The following is a 22,411-nucleotide window of genomic DNA, read 5'->3' as shown; positions in this document are numbered from 1 at the left end:
GGCGGCCCCCGCCGCGGGGAGGGCGCCCACGGAGGACGCGGGCAGCGCCAGGCCCGCCAGGGCGGCGACGAGCCCGACGCCCCTGCGTCGCGCCGTCCCGGGCCGCCGTGGCCCCGGACCTGATGCCCTGGCGCCGCGCCAGGGCAGGGATGGCTGTGGAAGCATCGTCAGCTGTCCGTTCTCTTCGGGTGATCAGGTCTGCTGCTGGCTGGGAGCTGGTGCGTTCCTGCGGTCTCGGGGACGGATGGACAGCCCGGCCCGCCCGGTGGTCGCACCCACCGGGCGGGTCGGGACCTCTAGGGGAGGGCCTGCCAGGCGCAGCCGGCCGCGGAGGAGGCCTCCACGGCGGCCAGCACGCGCTGGACCTGGAGCCCGTCCGCGAAGGAGGGCTCGGGCTGGCGCCCCGCGGCCAGGGCCTCGACGAGGTCGACGACCTGGTGCGTGAAGCTGTGCTCGTAGCCGAGCCCGTGGCCGGCCGGCCACCACGCCCCCACGTAGGGGTGCTCGGGCTCGGTGGCGAGGACGCGGCGGAAGCCGCCGACGCGGGCGTCCTCCCGCGCGTCGAAGACCTGGAGGACGTTCATGTCCTCGAAGTCGAAGGCGAGGCTGCCCGCGGACCCGTTGACCTCGAGCCGCAGGGCGTTCTTGCGTCCGGTGGCGAAGCGGGTCGCCTCGAAGGTCGCGAGCCCGCCGCCGGCCATCCGTCCCGTGAAGACCGCGGCGTCGTCGACGGTCACGCGCCCGGTGCCCTCGCCCGCCGATCCGCGCAGGGCGCCGACGTCCGCGCCCGGGAGGGGGCGCTCGTGCACGAAGGTCTCGAGCATCCCGCTGACCCCGGTGAGGAGCTCCCCGGTGACGAACTGGGCGAGGTCCACGGCGTGGGCGCCGATGTCGCCGAGCGCCCCGGAGCCGGCCTTGTCCTTCTCGAGGCGCCACATCATCGGCGCGCTCTCGTCGGCCAGGAAGTCCTGGAGGTACTGGGCCCGCACGTGCCGCACGGTCCCGATGCGCCCCTCGGCGACGAGCTGGCGCGCGAGGGCCACCGCGGGGACGCGCCGGTAGGTGAAGCCCACCATGGCCCGCACCCCGCGGGCGGCGGCGCGCTCGGCGGCGGCCGCCATGGCCTCCGCCTCCTCGACCGTGTTGGCCAGGGGCTTCTCGCAGAGCACGTGCTTGCCGGCGTCGAGCGCCGCCACGGCGATCTCGGCGTGGGTGTCCCCCGGCGTGCAGACGTCGACGAGGTCGACGTCGTCGCGCTCGAGCAGCGTGCGCCAGTCGGTGGTGGTGCTCTCCCAGCCGAAGCGGCGGGCCGCCGCGGCGGTCGCCTCCTCGCGGCGGCCGGCCACCACGGCCATGCGCGGGTGCAGCGGCAGGTCGAAGAAGCGGGGGGCCACCGACCACCCCTGGGAGTGCGTCGCCCCCATGAACGAGTGGCCGACCATGCCGACCCCGAGGGTCGGACTGCTGTCGGGAGCCATGCGGTCTCCTCTCCCGGGCGCGAGCCGCCCGGACGGCGACGGCGGCGCGGGGGCGTGCCCGCGCCGCCGCCGCGGCGGTCAGGACTCGAAGGCGAGGGGCAGGTACTGGTCCACGTTGTCGGCCGTGACGACGGGGGCGAAGAGCTGCACCTGGCGGGGCACCTGGCTCGAGACCAGGTCGTCCATGTCCTTCTCCTGCACGACGAGCCGGGCGAGGCTGATGCCGTCGGCCGCCTGCGTGGAGGGGTAGACGACCGTGGCGTCCAGGACGGAGCCGCCCTCCTGGATCTCCCGCATGACGTTCGCCGAGCCGGCGCCGCCCACCATGAAGAACTCGTCGCGGTCGGCCTGCTCGATGGCCGCGAGCACGCCGACGCCCTGGTCGTCGTCGTGGTTCCAGATGGCGTCGATCTGCGGCGCCGCCTGCAGGAGGTTCGCCGCCGCCTGCTGGCCGCCCTGGACGGTGAAGTCCGCGGCGACGCGGTTGTCGACGTCGAGCCCGCAGTCCGACAGGGCGTCCGCGAAGCCCTGGCTGCGCTCCTGCGTCAGCGGGAGCGAGTCGATGCCGGCGATCTCGGCGACCACCGCGTCGGGCTGGCCGTCGAGCTGCTCGCAGATGTAGGTGCCGGCGGAGACGCCCATGCCGTAGTTGTCGCCGAGGACCGTCGAGCGGGCCGCGAACGGGGAGCTGAACTCGCGGTCGACGTTGATGACGGGGATGCCCGCCTCCATGGCCTCGAGGGCCACGTCGGTGAGGGCGGCGCCGTCGAAGGGGAGGATGACGATGGCGTCGACGCCGTCGTTGATGAAGGTCTCGACCTGGCTGATCTGCAGGTTGACGTCGTTGGTGCCCTCGGCGACCTGGAGCTCGACGTCCTCGAGGCTGTCGGCCCTCTCCTCCGCGGCGCGGCTGATCGCCGCCATCCAGCCGTGGTCGGCCGCCGGCGCGGTGAAGCCGATGGTCACGGTCTCGCCGACCTCGTCGTTGGAGCCGCCGCCGCCGGACGCGGCCTCCTGCTGCTCGGCCGAGGGCTCGGGGGTGTTGGACACGCAGCCGGTGGCCAGCAGGGCGCTGACCCCGATCAGGCCGGTCGCGAGCGTCCAGCGACGGCGGACGGTGGTGGCAGCCATGGTTCTCTCCTCGTCGAGAGCGGTGGGTGGGGTGGGTCGGTGCGCCGGGGCCCGGCGGGCCCGGCGGCGGCTAGGAGGACCGACGGGCGGGTCGGCGCCGCGCGGCGAGGCGCTGCTGCAGCAGGACGGCGACCACGATGATCGCGCCCTGGGCGATGGACTGCGCCGAGATGGACAGGTTGTTCTGGATGAACACGTTGGTGAGGCCGGCGAAGATGAGGACGCCGAGCACCGTGCCCACCACGGTGCCGCGGCCGCCGGCCAGCAGGGTGCCGCCGACGACGACGGCGGCGATGGCGTTCAGCTCGTACAGCTGCCCGTTCGTCGACGAGCCGGCCGTGGTGCGGGCCAGAAACATGACGCCGGCGATGCCGGCCGTCACGCCCGCGATGCCGTAGAGGTACATGGTGTGGCGGCGCACCTTGATGCCCGCGAGGCGGGCGGCCTCCGGGTTGCCGCCCACCGCGATGGTCCGTCGCCCGAAGGTGGTGCGGTTCAGCAGGACCCAGCCGGCGACGGCGACGAGCAGGAACACCCAGACGAGGACCGGGACCCCCAGCAGGTCGCCCTGGGCGACGTCGAGGAAGCCGTCCACGGTGACGATCTGCGTCCGGCGCTGGGCGATGATCTCGGCGAGGCCCCGGGCGGCGACGAGCATCGACAGGGTCGCGATGAAGGACACGACCCTGCCGTAGGCGACGAGGATCCCGTTGACGAGACCCGCGACGGCCCCGACGGCGACGCCCGTGAAGACGATGACGCTCCAGTGGAAGGACTCGGCGATCGTCTGCGTCGCCAGCGTCGAGGCCCACACCGACGACAGCCCGATGACGGAGCCGACCGAGAGGTCGATGCCGCCGCCGGTGATGACGAAGGTCACGCCGATGCTGACGACGCCGAGGACGGCCGCCTGGCTGAGGATCGTCGTCATGTTGTCCACGCTGGCGAAGGAGCTGCCCGCGGTCACCCACCCGACGAGGAAGATGAGCGCCAGCACGACCAGGAGGCCGGCGTTGCGCGCCGCGTCGCCGTGCAGCAGCCGCCCGAGGCCCCCCGGGCCGTCCGACGCGCCGGACGACGCCCGCGCCGTCGGAGCGCTCCCGGAGCGGGCGCCCCCGGTCGGGGCGCTCCCGGTGGCGGCCGGGGCCTCGCGGGGACCCGGGCCGGTCGGCGCGAGGTCGGGGGTGTTCTGGCTCATGCTGCTCGTCCTTCCATGACGAGGTCGAGGACACCGTGCTCGTCGATCGCGTCGGTGGGGCCGGTGTGCACCACCCGGCCGTCGGAGACCACCAGCACCCGGTCGGCGAGGCCGAGCACCTCGGGGATCTCGCTGGAGACGACGACGACGGCGGCGCCCGAGGCCGCGAGCTCGCGGACGAGGCCGTAGATCTCGGCGCGGGCGCCGACGTCGACGCCGCGGGTGGGCTCGTCGAGCAGGAGCACGCGGCAGCCGTGGGCGAGCCAGCGCGCCAGCATGACCTTCTGCTGGTTGCCGCCGGACAGCGTCCCGACCGGCCGGTCCGGGTCCGCGGGCCGCAGGTCCACGGCCTCGAGCTGCGCCATGGCGACCCGGCGCTCCGCGCGCTCGTCGAGCAGCCCCGCGCCGCCGTGGCGGGCGAAGCTCGACAGCGTGACGTTGCGGTAGACGGGCTCGGGCAGCAGGAGCCCCTGGCTCTTGCGCTCCTCGGGGGCGAGGCCGACGCCGGCGCGGACGGCGGCGTCCACCGAGCCCGGCCGCAGGCGGGCGCCCCCGACGCCCACCCGGCCCTCGGTGGAGCGCCGGGCGCCGTAGACGGTCTCGAGGATCTCCGAGCGTCCGGCGCCGACCAGGCCGGCGAGGCCGACCACCTCGCCCGCCCGGACGGAGAAGGAGACGTCGGAGAAGACGCCCCGCAGCCCCAGGCCCTCGACGACGAGCAGCTCCTCCGCGTCCTCGGCCACGCCCGGCCGCGCGGGGAAGTCGCCCCCGACCGCGCGGCCCGTCATGAGGCGGATGAGCTCCGAGGTCGGCGTGTCGGCGACGGGCAGCCCGCGGGCGACGGTGGCGCCGTCCTTGAGGACCGTGATGCGGTCGCCGATCTCGCGGATCTCGTCCAGGCGGTGGGAGATGTAGAGGACGGCGATGCCCTGCGCGGTGAGGTCGCGGACGACCCGGTAGAGGTTGTCGACCTCCTCGGAGTCCAGGACCGCCGACGGCTCGTCCATGATGAGGAGCCGGGCCTCGTGGGACAGCGCCCTGGCCATGCTGACGATCTGCTTGCCCGCCGCGGACAGGGACCCGACCTCGGCGCCGGGCGAGATGTCGCCGTGCCCCAGGCGCTCGAGGACGTCGGCCGTGCGCCGGTGGGCCTCGCGCCGGCGGAGGAAGCCGCCGCTGGAGAGCTCGTGGCCGAGGAAGAGGTTCTCCGCGACCGTCAGCCCGTCGACGACGTCGAGCTCCTGGTACATCGTCGCGATGCCCGCCTCGATGGCCGCGATGGGGTCATCGAGCTCGACGACCTCTCCGCGCCAGCGGATCTCGCCCGAGGTGGGGCGGTGCGCCCCCGCGAGCACCTTGATGAGCGTCGACTTGCCGGCCCCGTTCTGCCCCAGGAGGCAGTGCACCTCACCGCTGCGGACGTCGAGGTCGACGCCGTCCAGCGCCTTGGCGCCGGGGAAGTGCTTGACCAGGTCCACCACGTGCAGGAGTTCCTCCCGCATCACACCACCTTGTGTGCTTCGTCGTGAAGATCGGTTGTTGCGATAAACCGTGACGGTCGGGTGATCACCGTGGCAAGAGCCGTGACCTGATCGTGACCTCCCGGCCGCCGCGGGAGTCCTCACCGCCCCCGTGCCTCCGGCGCCCCGAGAACGCCGCTGCCGCAGGGCCTGGCGCGCGTGCGGCTCCGGCTGCTAGACACTCCGCGAGAAGGACGAACCGGGCGAGACGCCCGGGGGTCTCCGGGACGAGGACGTCCCCCGAGGGCGCCGCGAGCACCCCGGCGCCGGCAGCACGGCGGAGACCCGCGGCGCCGCCCGCTCCCCGGAGGACGACGGGCGGCCCACGACCTCCCCGGCTCGCCGAGCCGGGGGACGACCACCCGAGGAGCGGGCACCATGACGAGCACCGAGGACGCGCGAGGGACCGGCACGGCGGTCGGCGGGCACGTCGACGACGGGCAGGGAGACGCCGGCGGGCCGGTCGGGGTCTGGTTCGTCGGCGCCCGCGGGTCCGTCGCCACGACCGCCCTCGTCGGCCTCCACGCCCTGCGCTCCGGCCTCGCGGGCCCGGTGGGCCTCGTCAGCGAGCTGCCGGCGCTGTCCGGGGCGCGCCTGCCCGACCTCTCCCGTCTCGTCACCGGCGGCCACGACCCCTCGCCCGTGCCGTTCCGCAAGCGCGCCGACGAGCTGGCCGCGCAGCGCGTCGTGCCGCAGCAGCTCGTCGACGCGCTGGGGGACGCCCTCGACGCCGCGGACGAGGAGGTCGTCGCCCCCCGCCCGGCCGCGGGCGGCGGCCAGGCCGCGGAGGTGGCGGGCCTGGTGGCCGACCTGCGCGCCTTCGCCGGCCGGCACCGCGTGGAGCGGCTCGTCGTCGTCGACGTCTCGAGCACCCGGCCCCCGCTCGACCCGGCCGACGCGCGCCGGGCGGAGGACCTCGCCACCCCCGAGGCGGTCCGCGCGGCCTGGGCGGCGGGCCGCGCGCCCCTGCCGCTGTCGGCCACCTACGCGTGGGCGGCCTTCGAGGCGGGCGCGTCCTTCGTCGCCTTCACCCCCAGCCCCGGCGTCGACCTGCCCGCGGTCGCCGAGCACGGCCGCCGGTCCGGCGCGACGTGGGCCGGCAGCGACGGCAAGACCGGCGAGACGCTGCTGAAGTCGGTACTGGCGCCGATGTTCGTCCAGCGGGCGCTCCACGTGGACTCGTGGGCCTCGTTCAACCTGCTGGGCGGCGGCGACGGCCAGACCCTCGCCGACCCCGAGGCCGTGCGGAGCAAGACGGCGACGAAGGCGGCCGGGCTCGAGGCGATGGTCGGCCGCCCCGTCCCGGGGCCGCTCCACATCGACAACGTGCCGGACCACGGCGACTGGAAGACGGCCTGGGACCACGTCGGCTTCACCGGCTTCCTCGGCACGCGGATGACGCTGCAGTTCACCTGGGCCGGCTGCGACTCGGCCCTCGCGGCACCGCTCGTGCTCGACCTCGTCCGCCTCGTCGCCGCCGCGGCCGACGCCGGCCGCACGGGCGCCGTCCCCGAGCTGGGCTTCTTCTTCAAGAACCCCTGCGGCAGCGACGAGCACGCGCTCGGCGAGCAGTGGCGCCACCTGCTCGGCCTCGCCGAGGAGCTCGGCCGCCGATGAGGCCCGCGCCCGGCGGCGGGCTCGGCACGTGGCGGGACTGGGCGGAGCTCGTCCGGCTCCCCGCCGTCGTCTCCGTGCCCGGTGACGCCCTCACGGGCCTCGCCGCCGCCGGCGGGGTCGGTCGTCCCGGCACCGCGGCCCCAGCCGCCGTGGACCCAGCCGCCGTGCCCCCAGCCGCCGTGGTGAGGGCCACCGCGGCACCACTGGCGTCGGTCTGCCTCTACTGGGGCGGCATGGTCCTCAACGACTGGGCCGACCGGGAGCTCGACGCCGTCGAGCGGCCCGAGCGCCCGCTGCCGAGCGGCCGGGTGGCCCCGCCGGCCGCTCTCGCCGCCGCCGGGGCGCTCACGGCCGTCGGCGTCGGCGTCGCGGGCCTCGCCGGCGGGCGCCGGTCGGCCGGCTGCGCGGCGCTCCTCGCCGCGGCCGTCTGGACCTACGACCTCGTCGGCAAGAGCGGCCCCCTCGCGCCCGCGAGCATGGCCGTCACCCGGCTGCTCGACGTCGTGCTCGGCGCGACGGCGGCCGCGCCGGGCATCCCGCTCGTGGCCGCGCTGCGCCCGGCGGCCCTCCCCGCGCTCTCGGTCGGTCTCCACACGCTCGCCGTCACCGACCTCGCGCGCGGCGAGGTGCACGGCGCGACGCCCGCGGCCGCCCGGCGCGCCGCCGCCGTGTCGACCGCGGCCGGCGTCGCCTCCGCCGCCGCGGGGGTGGCCGCCGCCGTCGGTGCCGTCCGGCGGGGCGGCGGACGGGTGCCCGCCGTCGCCGGTGCGGTGCTGGGCGTCGTGGCCTCCGCCGCCCACGTGGCCCGGCTTGTGCCCGTCCAGGCGGGCGCGGGCACCGGCGCCGGCGGTGACGCCCGCGCGGCCACCGTCGCGGGCCTCCGGGCCCTCGTGACGCTGCAGGCCTCCCTGCTCGCCGGGCTGCGGCAGCCGGTCACGGCCGCGGGCGTCCTCGCGCTCGGGGCGGGCGGGAAGGCCCTGCGCCGGTTCGGCTCCGCGACGTGAGCGCCCCCGCAGCGGAGCCCGGGCTGCCCGCGACGCCCTTCGTCGTCGGCTACGGCACCAACGGCCTGGCCGACCACCGGCTGCCCGAGGCGCTCGACCTCGTCGCGGGCCTCGGGTACGGCGGCGTCGGCCTCACCCTCGACCACCACCACCTCGACCCGTCCGGCGACGTCGGCGACCTGCGCCGCCGCGCCGCCGCCGTCGGAGCCGAGCTGCGGGCGCGCGGCCTCGTCGCCGTCGTCGAGACGGGCGGCCGGTACGTCCTCGACCCGTGGCGCAAGCACTGGCCCGTGCTCGTGGGGCCGGACGGCGCCGACGGGGAGCCCGGCCGCGAGGCGCGGGTCGACCTCCTGCGCCGGGCCGTCCTCGCCGCCGCGGCGCTCGATGCCCCGGTCGTCTCCTTCTGGACCGGGCCGCTGCCGGCGGGATCGACGCCCGAGGAGGGCACCGACCGGCTGCTGCGCTCCCTCGCCGAGCTCCTCCCCCTCGCCGGGGACGCCGGCGTCCGGCTGGCGCTCGAGCCCGAGCCCGACCACCACGTGGCCGTCCTCGACGACGCCCTCGCCGTCCTCGACGCCCTGGGACGCCCTGCCGGGCTGGGCCTCACGCTCGACGTCGGGCACGCCGTCGCCAACGAGCCGCGCAGCCCCGGGGCCACGGTCCGACGGGCGCACGAACGTGCACCGGGGGCGCTGGCCAACGTCCAGCTCGACGACATGCGGCCCGGCGTCCACGAGCACCTGCCCTTCGGCGAGGGCGAGGTCGACCTGCCGGACGTCCTCGCCGCCCTCCTCGAGGTCGGCTACGCCGGACTGGCCGCGGTCGAGCTGCCCCGGCACGGCCACGCCGCGCCCGTCACGGCGCGGCGCAGCCGCGACGCCCTCGCCGCGGCCCTGACGACGGCCCTGACGACTTCGGGCACGGCCACCGGGACCACCGCCACGTCCCCGGACCCCGTGGAGGCCACCCCGTGAGCAGCACCGGGCCCGACGGCGCCCCCGGCTGGGCGCTCGTCCGCTGGGCCGAGCCCGGCGACGGGGCGGACGTCTGGCGTCGCGCCCTGGCGGCGCGGCTCAGGGACGGCGGCGCGGACGACGGCGCGGGAGAGGCCTGGGCGCGGTGGCAGCGGCTGATCGAGCGGGCCGACGCCGGCACCCCCGTCGACGTCCTGCTCCCCGCCGCGGGCCGGTCGGTGGGCCGCGGCCCGCTCGTCCCGGGCGCGGACCCGCTGGGGCCCGAGGGCCTGCTCGGGACGGTCGACGACCTCGCCCGCGCCCTCCTCGTCGTCGACGCCGTCGCGGCGGGCCGGGCCAGCACCGGCGGGGTCACCGCGCTCCACGAGCGGGCCGACGCCACCGAGCGCCGCGGCCTGCTGCGCTCGGCCGCCGCGCTGCCGGCGGGCGCCGTCCCCGCCGCGCTCGTGGAGGACGCGCTGCGCGCCAACGACACCCGGCTCGTCGCCGCGGCCGTCGGACCGTGCGCCGACGTGCTCGCCGACGAGGTGTGGCGGCACGCCGTCCTCAAGTGCCTCTTCGTCGGCGTGCCGCTGTCCTGCGTCCACCGGCTCGCGGACCGGGCCGACGAGCGCCTCGCCGAGATGGTCGCGCGCTACGTCGCCGAGCGCGTCGCCGCCGGCCGGCCGGTGCCCGCCGACGTCCCGTCCGTGCTGCCCCCGGGCTCGCCCGCGCTCGCGCAGGCCGGCCTCGACGACGCCGCCGCCCGCGGCGCCCCCGACCGGCTGGCCGCCGCGGCCGCCGCCCGCGCGCTGCTCGGCGTCACGCCCCCCGCCCACCGCCCCCCCGCCCACCGTCCCAGCGACGAGGAGACCCGCCGATGAGGATCTTCGACCCGCACGTCCACATGACGTCGCGCACGACCGACGACTACGAGGCGATGGCGGCCGCCGGCGTCGCGGCGCTCGTCGAGCCGGCCTTCTGGCTCGGGCAGCCCCGCACGAACGTCGGCTCCTTCCTCGACTACTTCGACGGGCTGCTGGGCTGGGAGCGCTTCCGCGCCTCGCAGTTCGGCGTGGCGCACCACTGCACCATCGCGCTGAACCCCAAGGAGGCGGGCGACCCCCGGTGCACCCCGGTGCTGGACGAGCTGCCGCGCTACCTCGAGAAGGACGGGGTCGTGGCCGTCGGCGAGATCGGCTTCGACTCGATGACGGCCGCCGAGGAGGAGGCCTTCACGCGCCAGCTCGCGATGGCCGTCGAGCACGAGCTGCCCGCGATGGTCCACACGCCGCACCGCGACAAGGCGGCGGGCACCCGGCGCACGCTCGAGCTCGTCGAGGCCTCGGGGATCGCCGCGGACGCCGTCGTCGTCGACCACCTCAACGAGACGACCCTCGCCGACGTCGACGCGGCGGGCTGCTGGATGGGCTTCTCCGTCTACCCGGAGACGAAGATGGACGAGCACCGGATGGTGCGGATCCTCCTCGACCGCGGCCTCGACCGGGTGCTCGTCAACTCCGCCGCCGACTGGGGGCGCAGCGACCCGTTGAAGACCCGCGCGGTCGGCGAGGCGATGCTCGTCGCCGGCTTCACGGAGGACGACGTCGACCGCGTCCTGTGGCGCAACCCCGTCGCCTTCTTCGGCCGCAGCGGCCGCCTCCTGCTCGAGGACGTCCGCACCGAGCTGGGCGCCGAGCACGAGGGCAGCTCGGTGCTGCGGGGGCCGCGGTCGTGAGGGTCTCGCGCCCCGACGGCAGCACCGTCCACGTCGCCTACTGCACCAACGTCCACCCGGCCACGCAGCTCGACGGCATCGTGGAGCAGCTGCGGACGGTGGCCGTCCCCGTCGCCGAGCGCCTCGGGCTCCGGGCGGACGGCGAGCGCCTCGGCGTGGGGCTGTGGTTCCCCGCCGGCGCGGCCCGCGTGCTCGACGCCGACCTCGCCGCCGGGGCCCCCGCGGGCGGCCCCGTGCGGCGGCTGCGGGAGGAGCTGGACCGCCTCGGCCTCGAGGTGGTGACGCTCAACGCCTTCCCCTACGGCGACTTCCACGCACCGGTGGTCAAGCACGCCGTCTACTCCCCCGACTGGACGGAGCCCGCGCGCCTGGAGCACACCCTCGCGTGCGCCCGGGTCCTCGCCGCCCTGCTGCCCGACGACGTCGCCGGCGGCGCCGTCAGCACGCTGCCCCTCGCCTGGTACCGGCCGTGGGACGACGCCCGCCGCGCCGCCGCCGGTCGGGCCCTGGGGGCGCTGGCCCGCGGGCTCGGCGACCTCGAGCGCCGCAGCGGCCGCCGGGTGCGCGTCGGCCTCGAGCCCGAGCCGGGGTGCGTCTGGGAGGTCCTCGACGACGCCCTCGCCGGGCCGGACGCCCTCCCGGCGCTGCTCGCGGGGGGGCCGGACGACGAGCCGCCGCCCGCGGACGACGCCGGGCTCGTCGGGGTGTGCCTCGACACCTGCCACAGCGCCGTCGGCTTCGACGACCTCGACGACCTCGTCGGGCGCCTCACCGACCGCCCCGCCGGGCGGCCGCGGGTGCCGGTCGTCAAGCTGCAGGCGTCCGCGGCGCTGCACCTCGAGGACCCCGCCGACGACGGCGACCGCGCCGAGCTCGCCGCCTTCGACGAGCCGCGCTTCCTCCACCAGGTGCGCGAGCGGCGCGCCGACGGCTCGCTCGCGACCGCGGACGACCTGCCGCGCGCCCTGCGCGAGCCCGCCCACGGCGGGCTGCCGCGGCTCAGCCCCTGGCGCTGCCACGTCCACGCACCCCTGCACGCCGACTGGGAGGGCCCCGTGCGCCCCGTCACCGCACCGCTCACCTCCGCCCTGCACGGCCTCGTGCGCGACGCCCCGCCCGCCGTGCGGGTCGACGTCGTCGAGGTGGAGACCTACACCTGGTCCGTGCTGCCCGCGGCCCACCGCGAGCGCTCGGGCGGCACGGGCACGTCCGCCGCCGACCTCGTGGGCGGGATCGCCGCCGAGCTGGCGTGGACGCGCGACCGGCTGCAGGAGCCCCCCGCCCCCGCCTCCACCCGTGCCGGGGCCGGGGCCGACGCGGCGGGGGCGGGCGCGTGAGCCGGCGCCCGGTCCTCCTCCTCGACGTCGTCGGGCTGACGCCGCGCGCGCTGGCCGACATGCCGCGGCTGCGCCGTCTCGCCGGCTCCGGCGCGTCGGCGGCGGTCGACACGGTGCTGCCCGCCGTGACGTGCAGCGTGCAGGCGACCTTCCTCACCGGTGCGATGCCGGCCGAGCACGGCGTCGTCGGCAACGGCTGGTACTTCCGCGACCTCGGCGAGGTCCTCCTGTGGCGCCAGCACAACCGGCTCGTGCAGGCGGAGCCGGTGTGGGAGGCCGCTCGGCGGCAGGTGCCGGGCTTCCGCGCCGTCAACGTCTGCTGGTGGTACGCGATGGGCATGTCGACCGACGTCACGGTGACGCCCCGGCCCGTCTACCACGCCGACGGCCGCAAGAGCCCGGACGCCTACGTGCGGCCGCCCGAGCTGCACGACGAGCTGGTCGGCGCCCTCGGCGAGTTCCCGCTCTTCCAGTACTGGGGCCCGACGGCGTCGATCGGGTCGAGCGAGTGGATCGTCGGCGCCGCGCGGCGGCTGATGCCGGGCACCGACCTCACGATGGCGTACCTGCCGCACCTCGACTACGACCTCCAGCGGTACGGACCGGCCTCGCGGCAGGCCCGCCGCGCCGCCCGCCGGCTCGACGAGGCCCTGGCGCCGCTGCTCGACGACGCGGAGGCCGCCGGCGTGACGGTCGTCGCGCTCTCCGAGTACGGCATCACCCCGGCCGCCCGCCCGGTGGACGTCAACCGGGTGCTGCGCCGGGCCGGTCTGCTGGAGGTCCACACGCAGGACGGCATGGAGTACCTCGACCCGTGGACGTCGCGGGCCTTCGCCGTCGCCGACCACCAGGTGGCGCACGTCTACGTCCGCGACCCCGCGGACGTGCCCGCGGTCGGGCGCCTGCTCGGCGACCTCTCCGGCGTCGACGAGGTCCTCGACGCCGACGGCCGGCGCCGGCACGGCCTGGACCACGAGCGCGCCGGCGAGCTCGTGCTCGTTGCCGAGCCGGACGCCTGGTTCACCTACTACTACTGGCTCGACGACGAGCGGGCGCCCGACTTCGCCCGCGGCGTCGAGATCCACCGCAAGCCCGGCTACGACCCCGCCGAGCTCTTCTTCGACCCCGCCGACCGCACCGCGCGGCTGCGTGCCGGCCTCTCCCTGCTCCGCAAGAGGGTCGGGCTCCGGTACGCCATGTCGGTGGTGCCGCTCGACCCGTCGCCCGTCCGCGGCACGCACGGCCGCGTCCCCGCCGACACCCCGGGCGCGCGCGAGGACGGGCCGCTGCTCCTGTGCAGCGACCCGGACGTGCTGGGGTCGCGCGAGCGCGTCCACGCCACCGAGGTCAAGGCCCTCGTGCTGCGGGCGGCGGGCCTCGACGCCTGAGGCCGGCGCCGGGGAGCGGGCCGGGGCCCGCTCCGGCTCCCCGGCAGGGCGGTCAGCCCCCGAGCAGCGCCTCGACCACCTGCGCGACGCCGTCGTCCGCGCACGGGGGCGCCGTCGCCGCGGCGGCGGCGACCGCCTCGGGGTGACCGCCCGCCATGGCGTAGCCGCGGCCGGCCCAGCGGAGCATCTCGACGTCGTTGGGCATGTCGCCGAAGGCGACGACGTCCTCGCGGGAGACGCCGAGGGACGCCGCGTGGGCGGCGAGCGCCACCGCCTTGCTGACGCCGACGGCGCTCACCTCGATGAGCGGGCTCTCGGGGCTCGAGTGCGTGGGGTGCGCGAGGCCCCCGAGCTCCTCCCGCGCCACCGCGAGCAGGTCCTCCGACGTGCCGGCCTCGCGGCGGACGAGGAGCTTGAGGACGACGGGGTCGGGGTCGAGCAGCTCGGGCAGCTCGCCGACCTCGACCTCCCGGCCGCCGTCGAAGCGCACGAGGTAGCCGGGCTCGCGCCGGAAGCCGGCGAGCGTCTCGACCGCGACGGCGAGGCCGTCGAGCCGGCGCCGGAGGCGGGCCACCGCCTCGAGCGCGTCCGCGGGGGCGAGCCCGGTGGCGGACAGGACGCGGCGGCTGCCGGCGTCGTAGACGAGCGCGCCGTTGGCGCAGATGGCCGTGCCGGTGTGCCCGGTCTGCTCGGCCACCGGGTCCAGCCAGACGACGGGGCGTCCGGTGACGAAGACGACGTGGACGCCCGCCGCCCGGCAGGCCGAGATCATGGCGAGGGTCCGCGGCGAGGCCAGGCCGCCCGCGCCCAGCAGGGTCCCGTCGAGGTCGCTGGCGACCAGCCGGACCCGCCCGGTCGGCGCCGGTGCCGCACCCGTCACCGTCGCCACGGCCCGCATCCTGCCGTGGCCGGCCCGCGGGCGACCGCCCGGGTCGCCGCACCGCCCCCGCGACCCCAGGGTGGAGGCATGGCCGACACCACGCAGACCACGCAGAACACCTTCCGGGACCCCACGACCGCCTACCCCCAGCCCGAGCAGCCGCAGCAGGACCAGGCGGCGCCGGGCCTGGCCCGCGAGATGGGCCCGAAGCCCGACCACGGCGAGGACACCTACGTCGGCTACGGCCGCCTCACCGACCGCGTCGCCGTCGTCACGGGCGCCGACTCGGGCATCGGCCGCGCCGCCGCCATCGCCTACGCCCGCGAGGGCGCCGACGTCGTCCTGTCCTACCTGCCGTCCGAGGAGGAGGACGCGCAGGAGGTGGTGCGCCTCGTCGAGGCCGCCGGCCGGCGCGCCGTCGCCGTCCCGGGCGACCTGTCGCAGGAGGCGGCGAACACCGAGCTCGTCGAGCGCGCCGTCGCCGAGCTGGGCCGCATCGACGTCCTCACCGTCGTCGCGGGCAAGCAGACGGCGGTCGACGACATCGCCGACCTCACGACCGAGCAGTTCGACGAGACCTTCCGCACCAACGTGCACGCCCTGTTCTGGGTGACGAAGGCCGCTGTGCCGCACATGGAGCCGGGCTCCAGCATCATCACGACGTCGTCGGTGCAGGCCTACCAGCCCTCGCCGAACCTCCTCGACTACGCGCCGACGAAGGCCGCGATCAACGCCTACACGAAGGCGCTCGCGGGGCAGCTGGCGCCCAAGGGCATCCGCGTCAACGCCGTGGCGCCGGGGCCGTTTTGGACGCCGCTGCAGATCTCGGGCGGCCAGCCGCCGGAGGCGCGGCCGGAGTTCGGCGCGCAGACGCCGCTCGCGCGCGCCGGCCAGCCGGCCGAGCTCGCCGCGGCCTACGTGCACCTCGCGTGCCCCGAGTCGAGCTACACCACGGGCTCGACGTACTCGAGCACGGGCGGCATGCCCACGCCCTGACCTCCCACCCCGCACCACGACGCGCCGGTCGGCCCCTCGCGGGTCGGCCGGCGCTGTCGTTCCCGCACTCTGTCGACAGATCGACGCCCGGCCCGCTACCTCCCCGCACTCTGTCGACGAAACGCCCCTCAGGGGCGCCCTCTCGCGGCGATGTGTCGACGAAGTGCCCTGGGAAGCGCTCCTCACAGGGCGCTCTGACGACCAAGTGCCTTCGAGAGGGCCCTCAGCGAGGCGTCCTGACGACGATGTGCCACGAGGAGGGCCTCCGTACGGCGTTGTGATGACGACGTGCCCTCCCGAGACCAGGTCACCCCACGACGGCGCCGGCCTCGCCCCGCGCGAGGTCGCGGCCGTAGACGTCGAGCAGGCCGTTGGCGTCGCCGTCGACGAGCGGCAGCACCGTGCCGACGAGCACCCGGTCGGCGCCGAGGACGAGCACGCGGCCGTACTCCGCCGGCGTGACCGAGCCCGACGTCGAGGGCGCCACCGAGCCGTCGGCCCGCGAGGTGACGAGGCGCAGCTCTCCCGTCTCGAGGTCGCGGCGGTAGTGGTCGGTGCGGCGGTTGCCGTCCTCGGCCAGCAGGGGCGCCGCCGTCGCGACGAAGCCGTACCGCCCCGTGGGGTCGAGCCCGAGCTGGTGCTCCCAGGCCGCCGTCTGGCCGGTGCCGAGCGGCGCCAGCTCTTCCGTCACGAGGTCCTTGCGGTAGGCCAGCCCGGTCGACCACGACGTCGTCGGCGCCGCCGGCTTGGCCGCCGTGCTGAAGGCGACGTAGCGGCCGTCGTCGCTCACGGCGACGTCGCCCGTGTCGCGGAACACCGAGACCTCGACGGGCGTCGACCCGGCCCGCGGCGCGGTGGACGCCACGAGCAGCTCCCCCGTGACGAGGTCCTTGCGCACGAGGACGAGCGGGCGCCCCGAGGCCTGCGCGGGGAAGACGGCGTACCGGCCGTCGGGGGTCACCGCGAGCGCCGGGCCGGTGGCGCGCAGCGGCGTCTCCCCGCCGGTCGACGACGTCGACACGCGCCGCACCTGGCCCGTCGTCAGGTCCTTGGCGAAGACGTCGGCGACGCCGTTGCGGTCGTCGGCCACGAGGTCGGAGCGGGCGGACAGGAAGAGGACGGTCGAGCCGTCCGCCGTCATGGCCAGGCCCGGGCTCCGCGCGTAGACCGACGAGCCGGTCGGCAGGAGCACGCCGGCCGTCGAGGACGACGCGCCGCCGGCGGCCGGGGCGCTGACGAGCGCCCACTCCCCCGTCCGCAGGTCGAGGCGGTAGGCGTCCAGCAGGCTGTTGCGGTCCTCCGGCACCAGGCGCGCCGTCGTCGACAGCGCGAGGTAGCGCCCGTCCTCCGAGATCACGACGGCGCTCGCGTTGGTGCTGTCCGTCGTCGCCGAGCCCCACGAGGCCGGCAGGGGCGCCACGCGCCGGCTCGTGCCGCGGACCCGGTCGAGCAGGTGGAGCTCGGGGGCGGCGTTGGCGTCGCCCGCCTCGAGCCGGGCGGCGGTGCTGACGACGACCCAGCGGCCGTCGCGGGTGGCCGCGAGCCCGGCGCCCGTGGCGGTGCCCGAGCTCTCGGCCGGCGGGACGAGGGGCAGGTAGGGCGGCACGGAGGACGGGACGCGCACGCGCACGACCGCACTCGTCGGCGAGGCGCTGCCCGCCGCGTCGACGGCCACGACGACGACCTCGACCTCCGCGCCCTCCGCGAGCTCGGTGAGGAGGACCTCGGTCGCCCCCGGCACGAGGGCCACGAACTCGCCGTCGACGAGGACGCGGTGCTCCACGACGTCGTCCTCGAGGGGCGCGGCCCATGAGACGGCGACCTCCCCGGGCCGCTCGCCGGGGACGGCCACGACCCCCGACGGCGCGGACGGCGCGAGGTCGCGGGGCGTCGCGAGGACCGGCTCGTGCGCGGCGGAGACGTTGCCGGCGGCGTCGACGGCGAGGACGACCACCGAGCGCTCCACGCCGGGCTGGAGGTCCTCGAGGCGGGCGCGCGGCGGCGACCCGGCCGGCACGTCCGCGGCGACGACGCCGTCGAGCACGACGCGGTAGGCCACCGCGTCCGCCACGGGCGACCAGGTGACCTCGAGGGCCCGGTCGAGCTCAGCGACGGCGACGCCCTCGACGGCCGCGGGCGGGACGTCGTCGTGCGGGGTGACGGCGACGGGCGCGCTGGGCGTCGAGCGGTTGCCCGCGCGGTCGACCGCGACCACGCGGTAGGTCACCTCGACGTCGTCGGCGAGGTCGGAGAGCCGCACCGCGGTCGCGGGCGCGTCGACGCGGGCGACGACGACGCCGTCCGCGTCGAGCACCTCGTAGCCGGCGAGCGCGCGGTCGGTCACGGGCTCCCACGACAGCTCGGCGGAGCGGTCGCCGGGGCGGGCGACCACGCCGTCGACGGCGCCGGGCGGGGTGAGGTCGAGCGGGACGACCTCGACCGGCGGCGTGGAGGCGGCCGAGGCGTTGCCGTGCCCGTCGACCGCCACGAGGGCGTAGCGGTAGGTGCGCCCGACCTCGAGCCCCGTCGCCGTCCAGGACGTCGTGCCGGCCGGCAGCACCGCGACGACGACCCCGTCCTGCAGGACGCGCACGGCCGCGAGGTCGACGTCGGTCCCCGGGTCCCACGTCAGGGAGACGCTCTCGTCGCCCGCGACCCCGCGCAGCCCGGTGGGCACCGCCGGCGCGGTGAGGTCGGTCGGCGTCGCGGGCACCACGGGCGACGACGCCGCCGAGCGGTTGCCGGCCGCGTCGACGGCGACGAGGGAGTAGCGGTAGGTCCGGTCGTTGACGAGCCCCGTGTCGGTCCAGCTGGTCACCGCGGCGGGCAGGACGGTGACGCGGACGCCGTCGCGCAGCACCTCCACGGCCGTCCGGTCCGTGTCGGACGCCGCGTGCCAGGCCAGCGACACCTGGGCGTCGCCGCGGACGGCGACCAGCCCGGTCGGGACCGGCGGCGGCGCGTCGTCGACCGGCACGCCCGTCACGGCCCCCGAGCGCATGGACTCCAGGCCGTTCGTACCGCGCGCGCTGACGGCGACGGAGTACGAGCGGCCGTTGACGAGGCCGCTGAGGCGCGTCGTGGTCGTGCCCGCCGGCACCGTGGCGGCGAGGGTCCCGTCGAGGTAGACGCGATACTCGCGCAGCGTGCTGCCGGTCGTGACGGCGTCCCACCGGACGACGAGGGCCCTGTCCGTGGGGGTGAGGGCCACCCCCCGGGGCATGCCCGGGGGGAAGAGGACCTCGCCGAGCACGAGCTCGGTGGGCCCGAGCGCCACCGGGACCCCGGAGGGGCCCGGGGCGACGGAGCCGGCCGACGGCTCGGAGGAGCCACCGCCGGGCAGGAGCGCCACGAGCGCCGTGAACGCGGCCACGACGAGGGCGGCCCGCAGCGGTCGGGCAGCGGGCGGCGCGGGGCGGCGGGCGGGCGGCGCAGCGCGGCGGGCGGGGTCCACACCCGCTCGTCGTCCCCCCGGGCGGGGGGCAGGAGCCTGCGCGGACCGCGTCCCCCGGTCGGAGGAGGACCGCGGCCCCGCCCGGCTCAGCGCGGCAGCGTCGCGAGCACGGCGGCGGCGCCGTCCTCGAGCACCGAGCCGGTGACCTCGTCGGCCGCCTCGCGCACCTCGGCGGGCGCCTGGCCCATGGCGACGCCGCGGGCGGCCCAGCGGAGCATCTCGAGGTCGTTGCGCCCGTCGCCCATGGCGAGGGTGTGGGCGCGGTCGACGCCGAGGCGCTGGCGCACGACCTCCAGGGCGCTGGCCTTGCTCACGCCCTCGGGGGCGAGGTCGAGCCACGCCGTCCAGCCGACGGAGTAGTTGACGCCCTTCATGCCGAGGCGCGAGGTGATCTCGAGGAAGTCCTCGGGCGTGTGCTCGGGGCTGCGGACGACGACGCGGGACGCCGGCGCGTGCAGCAGCTCCTCGAAGGGCACCTGCGTGATGCGCCCCGTCAGCTCGTCCTCCGGGAAGCGCCCGGCCACCTTGAAGCCGACGCCGACGTCCTCGACGGCGAAGGCGGCCTCCGGCAGGTCCTGCACCAGCAGCCGCAGCACGGGCGCCGGGTCGAAGGTCACGACGTCGGTGAGCTCGTGGCCGCCGGGCAGCTCGGGGTCGACCGTGACGGTGACGGCCCCGTTGCTGCAGACCATCGGCGAGACGTAGGGCTTCGCGGCGGCGTCGCCCGTGCCCGTGAGCCCGAGCCAGCCGAGCACCGGGAAGGCGCTGTCGAGCGAGCGCCCCGTCGCGACGACGACGTGGTGGCCGGCGGCGACGACGTCCTGGACGGCGTCGCGCACGGCCGGCGACAGCACCTCGTCGTGGTCGACGAGGGTGCCGTCGACGTCCAGGGCCACGAGCCAGCGCATGCCGCGACAGTACGTCGGCGCCACCGCCCCCCGCGGGGGCCGTCCGGGTGGGGCGCCGGGGCCCGCCGAGCCGTCGCCGCCGAGCCACTCCCGCGCCACGCGCCCGTCGCCGGTCGGCCACCTGCGGGCGGTGGGGTCGCGCGCATGCCGACCCGCTCCCCCTCCCGCCGCCGCACCCTCGCCGCCCTCGCCTGCGGCGCCGCCGCCGGCCCGCTCCTCCTCGGGGTGCCGGCCGCCGCCGCCGCGCCCGACGCCGGCGCACCCCTCGGTCCCGTCGCCGCCGACGTCCGGGCCCCCGGCGCCGAGGTGCACCTGTCCGTGCTGGGCCGCTACTCCTCCGGCGCCTTCGCGCAGTCGGCCGCCGAGATCGTGGCGCACGACCCGGGCACGCACCGCGTGTTCGTCGTCAACGCGCTGAACGGTCGGCTCGACGTGCTCGACGCCTCGGACCCGGCGGCGCCCGTGCTCGAGACGACCGTCGCCTTCGCGGCCGGCGAGGTGCCCAACTCGGTGGACGTGCGCGACGACGGCCTCGTCGCCGTCGCCGTCGAGGCGCCGCGGAAGACCGACCGGGGCCGCCTGGTGCTCCTCGACGGCCGCGCCGAGCAGCCGCGCCAGGTGGGGTCGGTGCGCGTCGGCGCCCTGCCCGACATGGTCACGTGGACGCCGGACGGGCGGACCGCGCTCGTCGCCAACGAGGGCGAGCCCGCGGCGCCGGGCGACGACGGGTTCGAGGACGCCCCGGAGCGGCCCGGCTACGCCGCCGACCCCGTGGGCTCGGTGAGCGTCGTCGACGTCGTCGCCCGCGGCGGCGACCTCGACCGGCTCCGCGTGCGCACCCGCACCGCCGGCTTCGAGCGGTTCGAGGGCCGCCGCGACGAGCTCGTGGCTGCGGGCCTGCGCCTGACCGGCCCGGACGCGGCGTCGCTCCGGCTCGCCCGCAACCTCGAGCCGGAGTACGTCACCGTGGCCGACGACGGCCGGACGGCCTGGGTCGCGCTGCAGGAGAACAACGCCCTCGCCCGTCTCGACGTCGTGCGCGGGCGGATCACCGACGTCCTCCCCCTCGAGCGCGTCGACCACTCCCGCGCCGGCCACGGCATCGACCCCTCCGACCGGGACGGCGTCGCCGACGTCCGCCCCGTGCCCGTCACGGGGCTGCAGATGCCCGACGGCATCGCCTCCTACACCGCCGCCGACGGCGAGACCTACGTGGTCACGGCGAACGAGGGCGACTCCCGGGCGTGGGGCGACGAGGACACCTGGCGCGAGACCGGCGGCTTCTCCGACGAGGCCCGCGCGAAGGACCTCGGCGAGGACGGCCTGCCGCCGCTGTGCGCGACGTCCCCCGCCGCGGGGCGCCTCGGCGACGCCGACCTCGGCCGCCTGACGATCTCCTGGCCCGACGGCCCGTCCGCCGACGGGTCCTGCGTCCAGGACCTCCACGCCTTCGGCTCGCGCTCGGTGTCGGTGCTCGACGCCGACGGCCGCACGATGTGGGACTCGGGCGACCAGCTGGAGCGCCTCGTGGCGGAGGCCCTGCCGGAGGGCTTCAACTCGGACCACGAGGAGGCGGACTTCGACGGCCGGAGCGACAACAAGGGGCCGGAGCCCGAGGGCGTCACGGTCGGGCGGGTGACGACGGCGTCGGGCAAGGAGCGCGTCTACGCCTTCGTCGGCCTCGAGCGGGTCGGCGGCGTCGTCGTCGGCGACGTGACCGATCCCCGCGACGTGCGCTTCGTGCAGTACCTCAACCCGCGCGACTTCACCGTGGACACGGAGGTCGACGACGACGACCAGCCGCCCGCCGGCTGGGAGGCCGCCGGCGACCTCGGCCCCGAGGGCCTGGCCTTCGTCGCCGCCGAGGACAGCCCGCTGCCCGGGGTGCCGCTGCTCGTCGTCGGCAACGAGGTCTCGGGCACGACGACGCTCCTGCGCCTCGACGTCGCGGGCTGAGGCGCGCGGCAGGCGCCGACGGCGGAGCCGTCCGACGACGACGACGGCGGAAGCCGTCCACGGACGACGACGGCTCCCGCTGGTCGGAGGTGGGGGCTGTCCGGAGTCGGGGGCTGCGCGGGGGCGGAGGGCGGCCCGGGCTCTGCCAGGATCGGCGCCTGTCCGACCCGCCGCCGGCGCCCCGACCCGCCGGCCGACCGCTGGAGCCGCCCGTGTCCTCCGCCGCCCTCCCCGCCGGCGCCCGCCCCGGCCTCGTCCTCGCCGACCTGCTGCCCGGCGCCCGCACCCGCGACGTCGCGCTCGTCGTCGGCGGCGTGCTCGGCATGGCGCTCATGGCCCAGGTGGCCGTGCCCGTGCCCGGCTCGCCCGTGCCGATCACCGGCCAGACCCTCGGGCTCGTGCTCGTCGCGGCCGCCCTCGGCCCCGTGCGCGCCGTGTCCGTCATGGGCGTCTACATCCTCGCCGCCCTCGTCGGCCTGCCCTTCTACTCCGAGGCGAGCGGCGGCTACGAGGCCGTCGTCGGCGCGACGGGCGGCTACGTCGTCGGCTTCGTGCCGGCGGCCTACCTCGTCGGGCTGGCGGCGCGCCACGGCGCGGACCGCCGCTTCCTGCGCGCGCTGCCGCTCTTCGTCGCCGGCCAGCTCGTCGTCTTCGCCGTCGGCGTGCCGTGGCTCGCGGTGACGACGGGGATGAGCGCCGCGGAGGCCGTCGCCGCGGGCTTCACGCCCTTCCTCCTCGGCGGCGCCGTCAAGGCCGCCGTCGCCGGCGCCGTCCTGCCGGGCCTGTGGAGGCTCGTCGGTCGTCGTTGACGCCCCTGCACGCGCGAGAGGCCGCCACCCCAGCTGGGGTGGCG

Annotated in this window: 17 protein-coding genes; 10 read left to right on the top strand and 7 right to left on the bottom strand. The window is 77.1% G+C overall.

Going from position 1 to position 22,411, the window contains the following annotated elements; translation table 11 throughout:
• Positions 1 to 296: 296 nt before the first annotated feature.
• The 4 genes from WDV85_RS15060 to WDV85_RS15045 form a co-directional block, all read right to left on the bottom strand.
• Positions 297 to 1,478, bottom strand: coding sequence for a Gfo/Idh/MocA family protein (locus WDV85_RS15060; protein ID WP_339571403.1), 1,182 nt, complete (start codon positions 1,476 to 1,478; stop codon positions 297 to 299).
• Positions 1,479 to 1,556: 78 nt separating this feature from the next.
• The gene (locus WDV85_RS15055) at positions 1,557 to 2,609 is read right to left on the bottom strand and encodes a substrate-binding domain-containing protein (RefSeq protein ID WP_339571402.1); all 1,053 of its coding nucleotides are present in this window, start codon (positions 2,607 to 2,609) and stop codon (positions 1,557 to 1,559) included.
• Between the two features lie 70 nt (positions 2,610 to 2,679).
• Positions 2,680 to 3,807, bottom strand: a complete 1,128-nt coding sequence (locus WDV85_RS15050) for an ABC transporter permease (RefSeq protein ID WP_339571401.1) — start codon at positions 3,805 to 3,807, stop codon at positions 2,680 to 2,682.
• Positions 3,804 to 5,309 (bottom strand): sugar ABC transporter ATP-binding protein, encoded by a 1,506-nt coding sequence (locus WDV85_RS15045; RefSeq protein ID WP_339571400.1) that lies wholly within the window; start codon positions 5,307 to 5,309, stop codon positions 3,804 to 3,806. The genes WDV85_RS15050 and WDV85_RS15045 overlap by 4 nt, the downstream gene beginning before the upstream one ends.
• A gap of 396 nt (positions 5,310 to 5,705) precedes the next feature.
• On the opposite strand from WDV85_RS15045, the gene WDV85_RS15040 reads away from it, so the two are divergent.
• From WDV85_RS15040 to WDV85_RS15010, 7 genes are read left to right on the top strand one after another with little or no spacing between them, the layout of a single operon-like run.
• A complete protein-coding gene (locus tag WDV85_RS15040; protein ID WP_339571399.1) occupies positions 5,706 to 6,944 on the top strand; it encodes an inositol-3-phosphate synthase in 1,239 nt (412 codons plus the stop codon).
• Positions 6,941 to 7,948: a UbiA family prenyltransferase gene (locus tag WDV85_RS15035; protein WP_339571398.1), complete on the top strand. Its 1,008-nt coding sequence runs from the start codon at positions 6,941 to 6,943 to the stop codon at positions 7,946 to 7,948. Before WDV85_RS15040 ends, WDV85_RS15035 begins: the two co-directional genes overlap by 4 nt.
• Positions 7,945 to 8,922: a sugar phosphate isomerase/epimerase family protein gene (locus WDV85_RS15030; protein WP_339571397.1), complete on the top strand. Its 978-nt coding sequence runs from the start codon at positions 7,945 to 7,947 to the stop codon at positions 8,920 to 8,922. The genes WDV85_RS15035 and WDV85_RS15030 overlap by 4 nt, the downstream gene beginning before the upstream one ends.
• Positions 8,919 to 9,785, top strand: coding sequence for an EboA domain-containing protein (locus WDV85_RS15025; RefSeq protein ID WP_339571396.1), 867 nt, complete (start codon positions 8,919 to 8,921; stop codon positions 9,783 to 9,785). The genes WDV85_RS15030 and WDV85_RS15025 overlap by 4 nt, the downstream gene beginning before the upstream one ends.
• Positions 9,782 to 10,639, top strand: a complete 858-nt coding sequence (locus tag WDV85_RS15020) for a TatD family hydrolase (RefSeq protein WP_339571395.1) — start codon at positions 9,782 to 9,784, stop codon at positions 10,637 to 10,639. The genes WDV85_RS15025 and WDV85_RS15020 overlap by 4 nt, the downstream gene beginning before the upstream one ends.
• Entirely contained in the window at positions 10,636 to 11,976 is a 1,341-nt protein-coding gene (eboE, locus tag WDV85_RS15015; RefSeq protein ID WP_339571394.1) for a metabolite traffic protein EboE, read from the top strand. The genes WDV85_RS15020 and eboE overlap by 4 nt, the downstream gene beginning before the upstream one ends.
• A 59-nt stretch (positions 11,977 to 12,035) precedes the next feature.
• Positions 12,036 to 13,364 (top strand): alkaline phosphatase family protein, encoded by a 1,329-nt coding sequence (locus tag WDV85_RS15010; protein WP_445263359.1) that lies wholly within the window; start codon positions 12,036 to 12,038, stop codon positions 13,362 to 13,364.
• Between the two features lie 52 nt (positions 13,365 to 13,416).
• Here the strand turns inward: WDV85_RS15010 and WDV85_RS15005 are convergent, their stop codons facing one another.
• A complete protein-coding gene (locus WDV85_RS15005; RefSeq protein ID WP_339571392.1) occupies positions 13,417 to 14,253 on the bottom strand; it encodes an HAD family hydrolase in 837 nt (278 codons plus the stop codon).
• 78 nt (positions 14,254 to 14,331) lie between these two features.
• On the opposite strand from WDV85_RS15005, the gene WDV85_RS15000 reads away from it, so the two are divergent.
• Positions 14,332 to 15,240, top strand: coding sequence for an SDR family oxidoreductase (locus WDV85_RS15000; protein WP_339571391.1), 909 nt, complete (start codon positions 14,332 to 14,334; stop codon positions 15,238 to 15,240).
• 307 nt (positions 15,241 to 15,547) lie between these two features.
• On the opposite strand, the gene WDV85_RS14995 is transcribed toward WDV85_RS15000, so the two are convergent.
• A complete protein-coding gene (locus tag WDV85_RS14995) occupies positions 15,548 to 18,694 on the bottom strand; it encodes a fibronectin type III domain-containing protein (RefSeq protein WP_339571390.1) in 3,147 nt (1,048 codons plus the stop codon).
• 86 nt (positions 18,695 to 18,780) lie between these two features.
• Positions 18,781 to 19,602 carry an HAD family hydrolase gene (locus WDV85_RS14990; protein WP_339571389.1) on the bottom strand — a complete coding sequence of 274 codons (822 nt, stop codon included), beginning with the start codon at positions 19,600 to 19,602 and terminating at the stop codon, positions 18,781 to 18,783.
• Between the two features lie 144 nt (positions 19,603 to 19,746).
• Here WDV85_RS14990 and WDV85_RS14985 point away from each other — a divergent pair, with 144 nt between their 5' ends.
• A complete protein-coding gene (locus WDV85_RS14985; RefSeq protein WP_339571388.1) occupies positions 19,747 to 21,558 on the top strand; it encodes a choice-of-anchor I family protein in 1,812 nt (603 codons plus the stop codon).
• Between the two features lie 212 nt (positions 21,559 to 21,770).
• Positions 21,771 to 22,367, top strand: a complete 597-nt coding sequence (locus WDV85_RS14980) for a biotin transporter BioY (protein WP_339571387.1) — start codon at positions 21,771 to 21,773, stop codon at positions 22,365 to 22,367.
• Positions 22,368 to 22,411: the final 44 nt, after the last annotated feature.

It is taken from the genome of Pseudokineococcus sp. 5B2Z-1, assembly GCF_037482305.1.
Classification (GTDB): domain Bacteria; phylum Actinomycetota; class Actinomycetes; order Actinomycetales; family Quadrisphaeraceae; genus Pseudokineococcus.
The sequence above is the reverse complement of the archived record's forward strand: the minus strand, read 5'-3'. Positions and strand labels throughout refer to the sequence as shown.

What these genes read in the sequence shown, in the direction of transcription:
- WDV85_RS15060 (WP_339571403.1), bottom strand. Translation starts at nt 1,478, where the DNA reads ATGGCTCCCGACAGCAGTCCGACCCTCGGGGTCGGCATGGTCGGCCAC.
- WDV85_RS15055 (WP_339571402.1), bottom strand. Translation starts at nt 2,609, where the DNA reads ATGGCTGCCACCACCGTCCGCCGTCGCTGGACGCTCGCGACCGGCCTG.
- WDV85_RS15050 (WP_339571401.1), bottom strand. Translation starts at nt 3,807, where the DNA reads ATGAGCCAGAACACCCCCGACCTCGCGCCGACCGGCCCGGGTCCCCGC.
- WDV85_RS15045 (WP_339571400.1), bottom strand. Translation starts at nt 5,309, where the DNA reads ATGCGGGAGGAACTCCTGCACGTGGTGGACCTGGTCAAGCACTTCCCC.
- WDV85_RS15040 (WP_339571399.1), top strand. Translation starts at nt 5,706, where the DNA reads ATGACGAGCACCGAGGACGCGCGAGGGACCGGCACGGCGGTCGGCGGG.
- WDV85_RS15035 (WP_339571398.1), top strand. Translation starts at nt 6,941, where the DNA reads ATGAGGCCCGCGCCCGGCGGCGGGCTCGGCACGTGGCGGGACTGGGCG.
- WDV85_RS15020 (WP_339571395.1), top strand. Translation starts at nt 9,782, where the DNA reads ATGAGGATCTTCGACCCGCACGTCCACATGACGTCGCGCACGACCGAC.
- WDV85_RS15010 (WP_445263359.1), top strand. Translation starts at nt 12,036, where the DNA reads ATGCCGCGGCTGCGCCGTCTCGCCGGCTCCGGCGCGTCGGCGGCGGTC.
- WDV85_RS15000 (WP_339571391.1), top strand. Translation starts at nt 14,332, where the DNA reads ATGGCCGACACCACGCAGACCACGCAGAACACCTTCCGGGACCCCACG.
- WDV85_RS14990 (WP_339571389.1), bottom strand. Translation starts at nt 19,602, where the DNA reads ATGCGCTGGCTCGTGGCCCTGGACGTCGACGGCACCCTCGTCGACCAC.
- WDV85_RS14985 (WP_339571388.1), top strand. Translation starts at nt 19,747, where the DNA reads ATGCCGACCCGCTCCCCCTCCCGCCGCCGCACCCTCGCCGCCCTCGCC.